Source organism: Pseudoalteromonas sp. P1-16-1b (assembly GCF_001401785.1).
In the GTDB taxonomy this organism is placed as follows: Bacteria; Pseudomonadota; Gammaproteobacteria; order Enterobacterales; family Alteromonadaceae; genus Pseudoalteromonas; species Pseudoalteromonas undina.
Map to the genome: position 1 here is coordinate 1 of NZ_LKGQ01000040.1, position 15770 is coordinate 15770.

The window sequence follows — 15770 nt, forward strand, 5'->3', positions numbered from 1 at the left end:
CAGCTATCAGCTATCAGCTATCAGCTATCAGCTATCAGCTATCAGCTATCAGCTATCAGCTATCAGCTATCAGCTATCAGCTATCAAAAATTGAATAACGAGAACATTAGGTCAAGTTATTGTTTTAGGTTTTAGGAACTTTAGCTCGTCCCTCGTAACACCAACCTGCTGCTACATTTACGCGACATAAAGCCCCGTCTACAAAACCATTTTGAACCACAGAGTACACCGAGGCGCTGCGCGCTACACAGAGAAGAAAAGCTTATATTGATAAAGGCCTTTAACTTTAATCTCTTCCTCTGTGTTCTCTTTACCCTCTGTGGTAAATAAAATCACTAACAGACGCGACATAAAGTCGCTGCTACGTTTGCACGGGATAAACCCGCGCTACATTATATTAAATACCGCTTATGGCTGCTACTGCTACACCTAGTTGATATAGAATTTGTGTTGCGGTGCTCCAAAGCGTTAGCTTATCCATATGGCCGGCATCTAATGGGACAACAATGGTGTCGCCTGGTTCAAGTTGGTTTGAGTTATTAACTGCAAACCAGTTGCCGGTATTTGGTATTTTTACTGAGCCGTTGGCTTTTATAATGTAAATACGGTCATCAGCAGCGCGCTCTTTTAAGCCACCGCTTAGATCTATGTATTCGTCTACGCTTACGCCTGCTTTATATAGATGCGAGGTAGAGTAATTAACCTCACCTATTACACTAATTGAGTCGCGTTCACTCGGTACATAAAGTACATCACCATCTTGCAGTACTAAGTTTTGCTCATTGTTAACTATAAGCGGTAAATCTATAACTAAACGGCCTACGGCATCAACGTTAGCAAGGTCCTTCAAAAGCTTATTCATTTCATCGTAAGTAAGCGTGTTGCTACTTACTGAACTTTGGAAGCTTTTAGATGCTATATCTCGGCGAAGCTCGGTAGATAAACGCGCTAGCTGTTGTTGCTCTTGCTTTTTAATTGATTGGCGAGTAAATACAGCGGCGTTAGTGGCTGCAAAATCAGAAAAACCACCAGCGCGCTCAAGTAAATTACTTAGGGTTTCGCCACGGCGAATTGTGTAAGTACCCGGAAATTTAAGCTCACCTTTAAGCTCTACTTTTAGGTTTTCTTGCCAATTTGGTATAGCAAATATATTTACGCTGTCTTTACTCTGTAATGAAATATTAGATGCTGTTTTACCTTGCATAGCACTTTTTAAATCAAACTTAATATGCTCAATGTTTGATACATCGTTATTGGCAACCCTTGTTACTTCTGCTTGTTGTGTGTAAGCCGATTCTAACAATCCGCCTGCGGCAGTAATTAGGTCTTTTATCTCACCGCCTTCCATTAACGGGTAAATGCCTGGGTACATCACACTGCCAGTAATTTCAACAATCTGCATAGCCTGCATTACACCGGCCTGCTGCTCTAACTTTGCAATTACAGGCTTTAGTAAATTATGTCGGCTGAATAGTGCAAAGCTTTTAGCATCTTCTTCTTGTTCTTTTAGCTTTTTCTCAAGCATTTGAGCCATACTTAAATTTGGATTTTCTTCTTCTGGCTCTGACTCTTCAGTTATTACACCAACGTATTTTTCAAACTCTTTTTGTTGGTATTCATGCCATAGCTCTGCTTTGCGTTGCTGCTCTTGCTGCTCTTTTGTTAACGCTAAATTTGCAAGCGCTATATCTTCTAAAGCTTTTTCTTCAAAACGACTAAACACAATAATTTTATCGTTAGGGCTAAGTTGTAAGTTGTTCTCTGTATTGTTGGCAATGGCTTTTGCTAAATCGAATTGATGAATCTCAATATCACCATTTACGTTGGTTTCACGCACTACTAATGCATAATTTAAATCGGCCTGTGGTAATAAATCACCACGCACGGAGCCTAAAATATCTGAAATGCGTTTACCTTTGTACCATTGGTAATTACCCGGGCGTACTGCGGCACCAATTAAACTAATTGAAGTTTGGTATTGTTCGCCAATGGCGCTAAAGTGAATACGATCGCCATCTTGTGGAGTGTAGTTAACCTGCTTTTTACTAAAGTCAACTGAAAGCACTTCTTTGTGTTGATTATTAAAGCGCTCAACAACCACGCTTTTAGCGTAAGCATTAGGTTTAATACCGCCGGCCATTTTTAATAAATGTTCTGCCGTTTCACCTTTTTTAAGTTCAAAAATAGCAGGACGCTTTACTAAACCATCAACCGTTACTTGCTCTCCTACCGACGGTATAAATACCACGTCACCCGGTTTTAAAATAATATCGTTGCTGCTATCACCGCGAATAAGTAAATCGTATAGGTCAAAATTAGCAACAAGTTTACCACCACGCTTTACTTGAATATTACGCAGCGATGCAATATCCGATACGCCACCGCTAATAAATAGTGCATGTGACACTGTCGTTAGTGATGATACGCTATAGCTGCCTGGCTTGTATGCTTCACCTAAAACCAAAATACGAATACTACGAAGTTTGCCAAGCGATACAAACGCTTTAACACCAATAACCTCTTGTTCTACTTTTACTTTAATTAGTTCTTTAACTTCAGCAAAGGTTAAACCCGCTACTTGTACAGGGCTTAAATCGGGAATATTAATGCGGCCTTCACGGTCAACAATCACTTCAAAGCTTTCACTTTCTTTACCGTAAAAGTTAATTAATAGTTGATCGCCACGCCCTACTAAGTACGTATCAGGAACGGGAGCGCTTTCATTAGGCATAAATGTGGTTGGTTCGCCTGCAAATAGGTCATAACCGAATGGCTTTACTGATTTATCTTCTGGCTTGAATCGCTCTTCATCTGTAAAAGCTCGTTCGTCGGTGGTATTACGCTCACCTACTGTGGGCTTGTCTTGTTCGTTATTTTTGCCATTAGTGCTACCAGCACCTTCAAGGCTTGAAATATCCACGCCATACTGCTTTGCCAGAGCCTGTTGTTGTGACTTAGGTAATTTTTGAAACTGCTCTAGTTGAGCGGCTGTTGGCGCAAATGCTAATGTGCTAAAGCTACATATAAGTACAAAAGTACTTAATAAATATTTAATAACGTTCACGAGTAGGTATTTCCCTAGGTCTACAACCAAAAATTGGTGGGTATCATACATTATTTACGAGCAAATAAAAAAGGGACTTTAGCCCCTTTCATAGTTTTATTACAATTTATTTACTACTTGATGTTAAAAGCTGTAAACAAGTGTTAATGAGGTCTCTGTATCAGTTGCTTCTTTGTCATCAGCCACGTCTGAGTTGTTGGTTATATTGTAGGCCACTTTCATTTGTAGTGAGCCATTAATTTTAGTCAGAAGAGCGGTTTCTGAGCGAGTTTTAGTATTGGTATCACCGTATTCCACCGATACTAACTGAGTAAAACGCGCGTTGTCTGAAATTCTCCAGCTAAAATCTACTTTACCTAAGGCAATCACTTCGCCTTCGTACTCACCCGCTAATGAGTTGCCGTTTTCATCAACCTCTTCGCTAATATCTGGGTATTTAAAATACTTATAACCCGGACCAACTTCAGCGTTTAGCTTCATGTTTGACTCGTTTAATAAACGTAAACCATAACCAGCTGAAATAACTGATTCACTTCGGTATGCACCAAAGTAGTCTGATACGTGCGACCCATAAATAAATAAATGAGCGTGCTTTTCGTTTAATTTGTAATTACCCTGCGCTGAAATAGAGTACTTTTCGTTAGTACGCTGTTTTTCTTTTGTACCGTCGTCGTTTTCTACTTCATCTTCTTTGTAGATGCCGTCTAACTTATACTCGTTATTCCAACTTTCTAAGTTATGCAATACTTTAATACCGCCTTTTAAGGTCGTTGTTTCGGTATTACCGCTAGTAATGATAGCGCCCACTTCACTGGTAACTTCCCAGGTTTTTTGTTCTTCTTCTGATGCAAATGCACTGGTTGTAGCTGAGGCTGCTACTAAAATTGATAAAAGCTTAAGTTTCATTAAAAAATAACCCTGTAAAAAATATTCATGCTCTTTAAAGCAGCGCGCACGTTAGCAAACCTAACGTGAGCATTACCTTAATAACTTTTTAAAAAATTAGTCTTGCTTGTGCAAATGCACATCCATTTGTGGAAATGGAATAGTAATGTCGGCGTCGTCTAACGCTATTTTAATGTTTTCCATTAACGACCAGTATGTTGGCCAGTAATCTTCTGAGTTAACCCAAGGGCGTACGATAAAGTTAACGCTTGAATCGGCAAGTTCAGAAACCGATACGTTGTATGCAGGATCTTTTAAAATGCGTGATTCGTTATCTAGTACTGATTTAAGTACTTCTTTTGCTTTACGTAAATCGGCGTCGTAGCCAACACCAATCACAAGATCAACGCGACGCGTTGCTTCGCGCGAGTAGTTAATGATCGCATCTGACATTATTTTTGAATTCGGCATTACAATAACTTTGTTGTCAGGAGTGCGCATTTCTGTTGAAAATATTTCGATTTTTTTAATCGTACCGGCTTTACCGCCAGCTTCAACGTAGTCACCTGATTTAAATGGACGTAGTAAAATAATTAGCACACCAGATGCAAAGTTAGATAACGACCCTTGCAGTGCTAAGCCAACCGCTAAACCTGCGGCACCTAAAATCGCAATGAATGAAGTGGTTTCGATACCAATTTGTGACAGCGCCATTAAAATAGTGGCTGCAAACACAATGGCATACACAATACTAGATACAAACGATGAAACCGCTTTATCTACTTTTTTCTTGTCGAATGCTTTAGCGGTTAAATTTGCACAAAACTTGGCAATTCGGCCACCGAGTAAAAATATAACAAGCGCTATAACTGCTTGAATACCATAGTGTAAAATTAAGCCTGAATTTTCATTCAGCCAATTAAGTATTGAATCCATATTAACTCCTGATAGTGTTATTAAGCAGTTTAGCGGTATTGTTTGTAGTATTGTAAATCTTTAATAGGTGTTTGCAACAACGTTTTACTAAGGGGTTAGGGGGTTGAGCCGCGGTTGTGGAGTTTTTAGGCCCGTTGCCCGTTGCCCGTTGCCCGTTGCCCGTTGCCCGTTGCCCGTTGCCCGTTGCCCGTTGCCCGTTGCCAATAAGCTTAAATTTAGAATACTTATAATAAGTTTAATTTTTTTTGATTTTTTGCTTCACAAGCATAGGGATATTATGTATTATGCGCGCCACACCAAACAAGGTGTATGTAGTGGCGGTTGTAGCTCAGTTGGTAGAGCCCCGGATTGTGATTCCGGTTGTCGCGGGTTCGAGCCCCGTCAATCGCCCCACTATTTTCTAAGTCCTCTCAGTAATATCCAAAGTTAATTTTTTAGTTATATCTAGTTTTCATAAAGCCAAACATAAAATAAAAAAATACGCTCTTATCTGTAGCCGCCGGTTTCCCCAGCGTTGATTTATATCGTTATTTGGTGCTTTTGATAAAAGCCTGATGCGACATGAAGTCACTGCTAAATAAATATTACAAATAATACCAGTAGTAGCAGGTTTTCCCCGCACCACACAGCCCGTTGCCCACATTTGACGCTTTAGGCGCGCTGAGAACATGTTATATTCTCAGCGCCTCATACACTTGGGTATTTGCTGCCCTTACTTAAGTTGTTAACCTACTTTAAAAGAAAGACCTAGTGACGCTAATGCTTTAGAGTGTTTTTCAATCGCATCAGACTCTGTACCTACACTATGCGCTTGGGCTAAGTTTTCTGAAGACGCACTACTAATATTTGAAATATTACGGCTAATTTCTTGCGATACCATACTTTGCTCTTCCGCAGCGGTTGATATTTGCGTTGCTAAATCAGAAATATCAGTAATTGCAGCATATACTTTTGAAACGATATCTTGGCTATTGCGGGTTTCTTTAACACAGCTCTCTGCCGCATTCTTTCCAGCTTCCATTGTTTTTGACCAGTTGAGTAACGTAGACTGCATTTCAGATATAGAAACTTGAATTTGCTCTGTAGCGGTATGCGTTCTGCTTGAAAGTGCACGCACTTCATCAGCAACAACCGAGAATCCTCTGCCATGTTCACCGGCACGCGCAGCCTCAATAGCCGCATTAAGTGCAAGTAAATTTGTTTGATCGGCAATCCCTTGTATCTCTTGCATTATGCCACCAATTTTTTCAGCCTCTGTTGCTAGCTCGCTCGCTGAACTTGCTGAGTTATCCACCTCGTTGGCGAGTAACGATACTTCACGCATGGTGCCTGACATCGCTTGCGTTGCGCTTTCGCAGTCTTGGTGAGCTTGTTGCACTCGTTGGTTAGTTACTAAAGTATTTTTTGCTACTTCATCAATTGAATGCACCATTTCCTCGACGGCAGACGACACTTGATGTAATTCAGACGCTTCTTTTTCAACACCGGCCTGCGCAGCTTCAGCACAAGTTTTAAGGGAGTCAGCACCTTTACTCAGGCTTAAAGTACCATCAATAATACGGCCAACAATGGTCGTTACTTTACCCTCAAGTAATTTAATCTGAAAATCACTATAGCTGAGGCTGTCGCTACCAGAATAAATATGCCGAGATACGCTATCTGGACCTGCTTTGGTTTTTTTGATTGTGCTTTGCGAACGAATTAACTCTTCATAAAAAATAACAAAAGGCAGAGGAACAAACAATAAACATAACCAGAACATATAACTTGTTAACCAAGCAATTAAAGCTGCACAGCCAATAAATAGAGGAAGTTTAAATGCGGCTAATTTTTCACTTAAAGGGACAATTGATTGGCCGTTGTTTAAACGTTGGTAAAGCTTTTCTGCGCGGTTTTTATATTCTGGAAGGAGTTGTTGGCGGACTGATTGATAACCTACTTTTTTACCGTTTTCGTAAATAGGGGTAACAAATGCATCAACCCAGTAATAACGCCCATCTTTACATCTATTTTTTACAGCTCCTCGCCATGCGGTATCGCTTTTTAAATTAGACCACATATCACCAAATGCCGCAGGTGGCATGTCTGGGTGGCGAACCATGTTATGGTTTTTCCCTTTTAACTCATTAATGGTATACCCTGAAACTTTACAAAAGCTATCATTTGCATAGGTGATAACCCCTCGTAAATCTGTTGTAGAAACTAACTCTTCGTCAATGCCAAACGAAACTTCCTGGTCTACCGTTGCTTGATTTCTTCTACTCATAGTGGGTGCTTCATTATTTTTTAATGGATGAATTTGCGGAATGTTAATTTATAAGTGTATAAAACACAATTATACATTTTTACTATATGTTAATAGTATTGAAACTACTGAAACTTTATTCTACTCATTCACGCACCAAAAATATACATTTAAAAACATGCAGTTACAAATATTCACGCGAATTAAAAAGAATTACTCTTTCATAAAAGCCTACTTTTAAAAGGGATATAAGCAGAATAGCATCTAACTAAGAATAGTTTAGACCTACAAGGAGGAAGTATCCAAAAACCTCTCCTTAAAAAGGGCAAAAAAAATGCCACCAAAATGGTGGCATTTACACACGGGGGTATTTCTACTTATAGAAATTTTTTACTTTTTGTTTACTTAAACATTTTTTTGAAAGGTAGCATTTACACCCATTTCAAGCAACTTAAAACGCTAAACGGTTAACTCATCGGAACAGTTTATAGAGTCAAACCCTAATACACACGTATTTTTCTTCTAGGTATTCATCTAAACCTTGGTGACCCCCCTCTCTTCCAAGACCTGATTGTTTTACCCCACCGAACGGTGCTACAGGGTTTGATATAACCCCCTCATTTACACCTACCATGCCAAACTCTAACCCTTCGCTTATACGATAGGTTTGTTTAATGTTTTGGCTATAAAAGTACGCAGCTAACCCATAAGGAACGTCATTAGCAAGCGCAAGGGCTTCGCTTTCTTCATCAAATGGGATCACCGTTAATACAGGGCCAAAAACTTCTTCATGATAAATATCCATTTGTGTAGTGACATTAGTAACTATTAATGGGTTTTGAAAGCTGCCACCTAAGTTACTGTTATCTCCAATTAGCGTAGCGCCTTTATCAAGAGCGTCTTTAATCAGTTGTTGCACTTTCTCTTTTGCTTTGGGATAAATAAGCGGGCCTATATCGGCATTTTCATCAAAACCGTTTGCAACGTTGAGCGCAGCGACTTTGGGTGTAATTTTTTCAAGCACTTCATTTAATATACTGCGCTGGATGAAGATACGATTTGCCGCTACACACGCTTGGCCACTATTTCTAAATTTAGCTGCCATTAGGCCATCAATAGCGTCATCAATATCGGCATTATCAAAAATAATGAACGGCGCATTGCCACCTAATTCCATTGATGTTTTTTTAATTGTCTGTGCACACTGTGATAGTAACTGCTTACCTACACCTGTAGAGCCAGTAAAGGTAAACTTACGTACCACCTCTGAGTCAGTCAACATTTTACCAACGTCTTTAGCGTTTTGTGATACCAACACATTAAATGCGCCTTTCACAAAGCCAGCCTGATCAGCTAAATACGCTAAAGCAATAGCACATAGTGGTGTATGTTCAGAAGGTTTTAAAATGAAACTACAGCCAGCAGCATAAGCAGGGGCTACTTTTCGAGTTACCATAGCCACAGGAAAGTTCCATGGTGTTATACCGGCAACCACGCCAATAGGTTGTTTATAACTGGTTAAGCGATGCTGATTGTCGGTTGCAGGGATCACATCCCCATAGCTACGCTTAGCTTGCTCAGCAAACCACTTAATAAAGCCGGCGCCATAATCTATTTCACCGAGAGATTCTTTAAGCGGCTTACCCTGCTCTTTGGTCATAAGTGTAGCTAGCGTTTGTTTATGTTTAATCACCAACTCATACCAGCGCATCAGAGTTTCACTTCGCTCGGTTGCATTGGTTGCTTTTAATTTTACAAACGCGCCTTTTGCCGCATTAATAGCTATATTTACACCTTGCTCGTCAATATCGCTTACTTCAACAATACTTTGTTCGGTGGCGGGATCATCAACGCTAAAGCGTGTGCTGGTTTTATAAAATTCACCGTTTATAAACGAGTCTGAAAAAATAAGATCACTCAAAATACACCTCCGAAATGGGTTTTTGGCCTCGAGCTTCGGGCTTCGGGCTTCGGGCTTCGGGCTTCGGGCTTCGGGCTTCGGGCTTCGATATATTAAAAAGCCTTGTGGTTAACGCTACAAGGTTTTTTAATTTACTCGCGCCTCGAAGCCCGTCGCTCGTAACCTTTAAAAAGATGCGAGGTAAACCCGCTGCTACTTATACAAACAAAAAAGCCGCGGTGTTAAACAGCGGCTTTTAATATAATAGTCGTTAATTAAAAACTAGTGTTCTTCATTAACGATATTGAGATTGTACTTAGGTATTTCAACCACTAAGTCTTCATCTCTAATAATTGCTTGGCAACCTAAACGTGACTCTGGTTCTAAACCCCAGGCTTTATCTAGCATGTCGTCTTCTAGGTCGTCACTTTCATCTAATGAGTCAAAACCTTCACGGATCACTAAGTGACAAGTTGTACATGCACATGACTTTTCACAGGCATGAGGAATGCTAATGCCATTTTTAAGCGCGATATCAAGTACCGTTTCGCCAGCGGGCGCTTCTATTGCAGCACCGTCAGGACACAACTCCGGATGGGGAAGAAAAACAATTTGTGGCATTCTAATCTCTCTTATATATTGTCTACTGACTGGCCTGTTAAGGCTTTTTTAATTGATGCATCCATTCTACGCGCGGCAAAATCACTACTCGCATTGTCCATTTTTTCAATGGCTGCTTTAATTTCGCTTGGCTCTTGTGCACTCTCGCGTACTTTTGCAAGTTCGTTTATTTCCACTTTTAGCGCCGCTAGTTGCTCAGGCTCAAGTAAATCGCCATCAGCTGCTAAAGAGGCTTCCATTGCTTCTATTACACGAAGCGCTTCAACTTGTTGCTCTTTAAGCATACGCGCTTGCATGTCGCCTTTAGCGTTACTCATCGACTCTTTAAGCATATTAGCAACTTGGTCGTCAGACAAACCAAACGACGGTTTTACTTGTATTTCTGCTTGAACGCCGGTTGATTTTTCCATGGCTGATACGCTTAGTAAACCATCAGCGTCTACTTTAAAGGTAACGCGAATATGCGCCGCTCCCGCCGCCATAGGTGGAATGCCTTTTAAGCTGAACTTTGCCAGCGATCGACAATCGTCAACCAGTTCACGCTCACCTTGTAATACATGCAACGACATAGCCGTTTGACCATCTTTAAACGTAGTAAATTCTTGCGCACGTGCAACTGGGATAGTGGTATTGCGTGGAATGATTTTTTCAACCAAGCCACCCATGGTCTCAAGTCCTAGCGACAACGGTAACACATCCAGCAATAACATGTCTGAATCTGGCTTGTTACCAATTAATACGTCTGCTTGTAATGCTGCACCCAGAGCAACAACACGATCAGGGTCAATTGAAGTGAGTGGTTGTTTATCAAAAAACTCGCCAACTTGAGTACGTACCAACGGCATGCGGGTTGAACCGCCAACCATCACCACTTGTAATACTTCTTGGTTTTCAATACCGGCATCTTTTACTGCACGACGACATGAGCGGAGCGTTTTTTTAACCAGTGGCATAGCCAGCTCGTTAAACTTCTCTCGCGTTACTTCAACCATGTATTTTTCATCGTCAAACTCAAGGCCAACATTCACTTTTTCGTATTGGCTGAGTGCTTCTTTACAGGCTTTGGCTTTATTTATAAATAAACGTAATACCGAAGGAGATAAGCCCGTCACACCGGTTTCTTGTTTTAAGTAGTCAACTAATAATGAGTCAAAGTCATCACCGCCTAGGCTTGAATCGCCACCAGTGGCCAATACTTCAAACACGCCTTTATTTAAGCGCAGTATAGAAATATCAAATGTTCCGCCACCTAAGTCATAAACAGCAATTATGCCTTCTTGGCCTGAATCTAAGCCATAAGCAACCGCAGCCGCGGTTGGCTCGTTTAATAAACGCAGCACATTAATGCCGGCAAGTTCAGCCGCATCTTTAGTGCTTTGGCGTTGTGCATCATCAAAATAGGCTGGTACGGTAATAACTGCGCCTAAAATATCTTGATTACCAAAGCTTTGTTCTGCACGTGCTTTTAGGGCACCTAAAATATGGCTTGATGCTTTTACTGGGCTGATTTCCCCGGCTTCAGTTGCTATCGCAAGTGCGCCGTTATCATCGCAAAATTGATAAGGCAGTTGGCCATAGCTTTGTTCTATTTCGGCTTGGGTTTTACCTAAAAAGCGCTTAACTGAAATAAGTGTATTAACCGGATCGAGTGTAGCTGCTTGCATCGCGTCTGCACCCACGGTTATGCCACCAGCTTGGTAACGCACTACAGACGGCAACATTGCTTCGCCTGATTCATCTGTAATAGTACGAGCTTCGCCGCTTTGTACGGTTGCCACTAATGAATTCGTGGTACCTAAGTCAATTCCAATTGCTAATTTATGTTCATGTGGTGCCGCGCTCTGCCCCGGCTCAGCAATTTGCAATAATGCCATAATGCTCTTTAAACTCGTGTTGCTCGCTTTGCAGCAAGTGAATTAATCGTCAAATAAACTGTCTTCAATGCGTTCAAGTTCGTCGCGTAACTTATAAACAAACTTTAGCTTACGGATACTGTCTGCTGCTTGTTGATATTGCTGCTCATCGTTACTTGCTAACTGCTCTGCCAATTGCGCACTGTATTGCTGATCAAGCTGCTTTATTTGTTTTTCAAAATTATCAATAGCAGAATCAGGATCGCTTGCGGTCACTAACTCTTCAAGTTCTTCTCGAAGCTCCATTTGCTGCATTAAAAACATGGGATCTTGTAATGTTTGCTGCTCAGCGCGAATATCTACGCCTAGCTCGCTCAGCATATATTCTGCACGTTTAACGGGGTGCTTAAGTGTTTGCAGTGCATCATTAATTTCGGCAGTACTTTGTACGGCCATTAATTTATCACGACTGCTAGCATTAGCATGGCGATCAGGGTGAACAGCACGTTGAAGTTCTAAGTAGTGCTTGTTGATCGTTGCTAAATCAATATTGTAGTCAACGGGAATTGCAAATAACTCAAAATAACGCATAACTTCTCACAAATGACAAAGCCCTACATTAATTGGCAGGGCTTAGTTATATCAAAACAAGTTTGAGCTTAAACGGTAAAGCTTTCGCCACAACCACACTCATCAGCTTGATTAGGGTTGTTAAATTTAAACCCTTCATTTAAGCCTTCTTTAGTGTAGTCGAGCTCAGTGCCGTCGATATAAACTAAGCTTTTAGCGTCGACAATTAAGGTAACGCCTTTGGCCGCAAATGTTTCATCGTCATCGTTTAGCTCATCAACAAACTCTAATACATAAGCAAGACCTGAACAGCCCGTCGTTTTAATGCCAACTCGCAGGCCTATGCCTTTACCACGGTTTGCTAAAAATGATTGTACGCGGTTTGCTGCCGCATCTGTCAATGTCACTGCCATGAATATCTCTTAGTTTGTATGTTTGCTTTTGTAATCTGCAATTGCTGCTTGAATTGCATCTTCTGCTAAAATTGAACAGTGAATTTTCACTGGTGGTAATTCTAGCTCTGCGCTGATATCGGTATTTTTGATAGTAGACGCTTCGTCTAGTGTTTTGCCTTTAACCCACTCTGTTACCAGTGAAGATGAAGCAATTGCACTACCACAGCCGTACGTTTTGAATTTTGCATCTTCAATCACGCCTTCTGCAGACACTTTAATTTGCAATTTCATTACGTCACCACATGCTGGTGCGCCTACCATACCCGTTGCCACTGACGGATCGTTTTTATCTAGAGCACCTACGTTACGTGGGTTTTCTACGTGGTCGATTACTTTATCACTGTAAGCCATAATTCTATCCTCACTACCTGCTAGGTATGGGCTCCACTAATTAGTGGTGCGCCCATTCAACTGAATCTAAATCAACACCTTCTTGGTGCATTTCCCAAAGAGGAGACATTTCACGTAAACGGCCAATCGAGTTTTTCATTAGCTCAACGGTGTAATCAATCTCTTCTTCTGTGGTAAAACGGCCAATACTAAAACGAATTGAACTATGTGCTAATTCGTCGTTGCGGCCTAATGCACGTAATACGTAAGAAGGTTCTAAACTTGCAGATGTACAGGCTGAACCTGACGATACCGCAATATCTTTAACGGCCATTAGTAACGACTCACCTTCAACAAAGTTAAAGCTGATATTAACAATACCAGGTACTGATTGGTCTTGTGTGCCGTTAAAGTACACTTCGTCCATATCTGTTAAAATGCCGTCGATTAGGCGTTTACGTAACGCACTGATGTGTGCGTGATCTTTTTCAAAATCTTGTTTTGCAATTCTAAATGCTGCGCCCATACCTACTAACTGATGGGTCGCTAATGTACCAGAACGCATACCACGTTCATGGCCGCCACCGTGCATTTGTGCTTCTAAACGTGCACGTGGTTTACGGCGAACATACAAAGCACCTACGCCTTTAGGGCCGTATACTTTGTGCGCCGAGAATGACATGAAATCTACTTTGGTTTGTTGCACATCGATTAAAACTTTACCTGCGCTTTGTGCAGCATCCACGTGGAACATAATTTTACGTTCGCGACACATTTCACCAATAGTGTTGATGTCTTGGATTACACCTAGTTCGTTATTTACATGCATAATACTTACAAGCACAGTGTCGTCACGCATCGTATCTGCTAATTTTTGCAGATCAAGTAGGCCGTTTTCTTCAACGTCCATATAAGTTACTTCAAACCCTTGACGCTCAAGCTCACGACATGTGTCGATAACTGCTTTGTGTTCAGTTTTAGCGGTAATAACATGCTTACCTTTTTTCTTGTAAAACTGAGCCGCACCTTTAATAGCAAGGTTATTTGATTCTGTTGCACCCGATGTGAATACAATTTCACGTGGGTCTGCATTAATTAAATCGGCAATGTCCGTACGTGCTTGGTCAACGACTTCTTCAGCTTGCCAACCAAAACGGTGTGAACGCGATGCTGGATTACCAAAATTACCGTCCATAGTCAGGCACTGCATCATTTCTTTGGCAACTCGTTCGTCAACGGGCGTAGTTGCTGCGTAATCTAAATAAATCGGTAACTTCATTTCTCTCTCCGCTGAAGGTCAACCTTAAAGTTGACAGCTTACTTGAATATTTTCCAACTGCTTAATTGCATCATTAACGCTGTTTTCTTGGCGAAGAGCGACCGCTTTAACGTCCGACTTTTCAACCAATTCAGCTAAGGTAATATTATTTAAAAATTCTTCAATTCGTGCGCTTAAGTCTGACCACAATGTATGGGTTAAACAACGCATGCCACTTTGACAACCAGTATTGCTTCGCTGACACCGAGTAGCGTCAACAGATTCATCTACCGCATTGATAACATCGCCAACTGAAATTACATCCGCCTCACGTCCTAGTAAATAGCCCCCACCAGGACCTCGAACAGAACTCACTAGCCCATTTTTACGTAAACGGGCAAATAACTGCTCAAGATAAGACAAAGAAATTTCTTGGCGCTGCGAAATATCTGCAAGCGCTACAGGGCCTATATTTGCATGTAGTGCAACATCCAGCATGGCTGTAACGGCATATCTGCCTTTTGATGTTAACTTCATAACGCCCCCCGCACAAAAGAGTGCAAATTTTAATTACCAGAGTAGATTAGTCAAGTATTATCCTGATTGGCTAGCCTCAAACGGCCACCGATAAACTTGTAATACCCGACTGTTTTGGTCAAGTATTGGGTCTATTGTAATTACCTGAGTAATTTAGTCAAGTATTAGTGGAGTAATAAAGGGCGCTATTTATAACTAATTGCTATTTTATAGACTTATTAATTGAGGTAAGAATACCTCGTAATATATTCATTTCAGCATCTTCAGGGCGAGCACGATTAAACAAGCGACGTAGCTTAGTCATTACCATGCCTGGGTGCTGCTTAATGATGAAGCCTGTTTTAAACAAGGTCTCTTCAAGGTGTTCGTAAAACAGCTCTGTTTGTTTAGACGATGGATATAGGGTGTCGTCTTCTTGTTGTTCCGCTTTAGGCTGTTGATTTAAAAACGCCATACGCGTTTCATAGCATAAGGTTTGTACTGCCATGGCTAAATTTAGCGAGCTGTATTCTGGGTTAGCAGGAATACATACATGGTAATTACACAGTTGTAATTCTTCGTTTGTTAAGCCACTGTTTTCACGACCAAATACAAGTGCTACAGGGCCATTTACAGCTCCGCCAACAAGCTTTTCACCACATTCACGCGGCTCAACCATAGGCCACGACAATGTACGCGAGCGAGCGCTAGTACCAATAGTTAATGCACAATCAGCAATGGCATCGGCAACCGTATCAACAACAACAGCATTACCAAGTACATCTGTAGCACCTGCAGCCAGTGCGCTGGCATGGCTATCTATTTCACAGGCAGGATCTACAAGGTATAACTTTGATAATCCCATGGTTTTCATGGCACGTGCCGCAGAACCAATATTGCCAGAATGTGAGGTGTTAACTAAAACGATGCGGATATCATCTAAGATCATTACAGTGCTACTTATCGAGTACAAAAAAATTGCGCAAATTCTAGCATGAAAACGCGCTGAGATCCTATATTCAATAGTCGAGATCTTAAAGATCAGTTCGCGGTCAGCGGTCAGCGGTCAGCGGTCAGCGGTCAGCGGTCAGCGGTCAGCGGTCAGCGGTCAGCGGTCAGCGGTCAGCGGTCAGCGGT

The 15770-nt window shown here is 41.3% G+C and carries 13 protein-coding genes and 1 tRNA gene; 1 reads left to right on the forward strand and 13 read right to left on the reverse strand.

Features of this window, described 5'->3' with window-relative positions:
• Positions 1–397 precede the first annotated feature (397 nt).
• From AN392_RS17835 to AN392_RS17845, 3 genes are all read right to left on the reverse strand, one after another.
• Positions 398–3064 carry an SLBB domain-containing protein gene (locus AN392_RS17835; protein WP_055013458.1) on the reverse strand — a complete coding sequence of 889 codons (2667 nt, stop codon included), beginning with the start codon at positions 3062–3064 and terminating at the stop codon, positions 398–400.
• Between the two features lie 123 nt (positions 3065–3187).
• A complete protein-coding gene (locus AN392_RS17840) occupies positions 3188–3970 on the reverse strand; it encodes a YdiY family protein (RefSeq protein ID WP_055013451.1) in 783 nt (260 codons plus the stop codon).
• 96 nt (positions 3971–4066) lie between these two features.
• Entirely contained in the window at positions 4067–4885 is an 819-nt protein-coding gene (locus AN392_RS17845; RefSeq protein WP_055013452.1) for a mechanosensitive ion channel family protein, read from the reverse strand.
• 317 nt (positions 4886–5202) lie between these two features.
• Here AN392_RS17845 and AN392_RS17850 point away from each other — a divergent pair.
• A tRNA-His gene (locus tag AN392_RS17850) sits at positions 5203–5278 on the forward strand.
• Between the two features lie 331 nt (positions 5279–5609).
• Here AN392_RS17850 and AN392_RS17855 read toward each other — a convergent pair.
• The 10 genes from AN392_RS17855 to trmJ form a co-directional block, all read right to left on the reverse strand.
• On the reverse strand, positions 5610–7151 hold the full coding sequence (locus tag AN392_RS17855) for a PAS domain-containing methyl-accepting chemotaxis protein (protein ID WP_055013453.1): 1542 nt from the start codon (positions 7149–7151) through the stop codon (positions 5610–5612).
• A 472-nt stretch (positions 7152–7623) separates the two neighbouring features.
• Positions 7624–9051 carry an NAD-dependent succinate-semialdehyde dehydrogenase gene (locus tag AN392_RS17860; protein WP_055013454.1) on the reverse strand — a complete coding sequence of 476 codons (1428 nt, stop codon included), beginning with the start codon at positions 9049–9051 and terminating at the stop codon, positions 7624–7626.
• A gap of 261 nt (positions 9052–9312) precedes the next feature.
• Entirely contained in the window at positions 9313–9651 is a 339-nt protein-coding gene (fdx, locus tag AN392_RS17865) for an ISC system 2Fe-2S type ferredoxin (protein ID WP_008113929.1), read from the reverse strand.
• An 11-nt stretch (positions 9652–9662) separates the two neighbouring features.
• Entirely contained in the window at positions 9663–11525 is a 1863-nt protein-coding gene (gene hscA / locus AN392_RS17870; protein ID WP_055013455.1) for a Fe-S protein assembly chaperone HscA, read from the reverse strand.
• 42 nt (positions 11526–11567) lie between these two features.
• A complete protein-coding gene (gene hscB / locus AN392_RS17875) occupies positions 11568–12095 on the reverse strand; it encodes a co-chaperone HscB (RefSeq protein WP_055013456.1) in 528 nt (175 codons plus the stop codon).
• 68 nt (positions 12096–12163) lie between these two features.
• Positions 12164–12487: an iron-sulfur cluster assembly protein IscA gene (iscA, locus tag AN392_RS17880; protein ID WP_008113924.1), complete on the reverse strand. Its 324-nt coding sequence runs from the start codon at positions 12485–12487 to the stop codon at positions 12164–12166.
• 9 nt (positions 12488–12496) lie between these two features.
• Positions 12497–12880, reverse strand: a complete 384-nt coding sequence (gene iscU, locus AN392_RS17885; RefSeq protein ID WP_054202356.1) for a Fe-S cluster assembly scaffold IscU — start codon at positions 12878–12880, stop codon at positions 12497–12499.
• Positions 12881–12920: 40 nt separating this feature from the next.
• Positions 12921–14138 (reverse strand): IscS subfamily cysteine desulfurase, encoded by a 1218-nt coding sequence (locus AN392_RS17890; RefSeq protein ID WP_008113922.1) that lies wholly within the window; start codon positions 14136–14138, stop codon positions 12921–12923.
• Positions 14139–14162: 24 nt separating this feature from the next.
• On the reverse strand, positions 14163–14654 hold the full coding sequence (gene iscR, locus AN392_RS17895) for a Fe-S cluster assembly transcriptional regulator IscR (RefSeq protein ID WP_008113921.1): 492 nt from the start codon (positions 14652–14654) through the stop codon (positions 14163–14165).
• A gap of 202 nt (positions 14655–14856) precedes the next feature.
• A complete protein-coding gene (trmJ, locus tag AN392_RS17900) occupies positions 14857–15582 on the reverse strand; it encodes a tRNA (cytosine(32)/uridine(32)-2'-O)-methyltransferase TrmJ (RefSeq protein ID WP_055013457.1) in 726 nt (241 codons plus the stop codon).
• Positions 15583–15770: the final 188 nt, after the last annotated feature.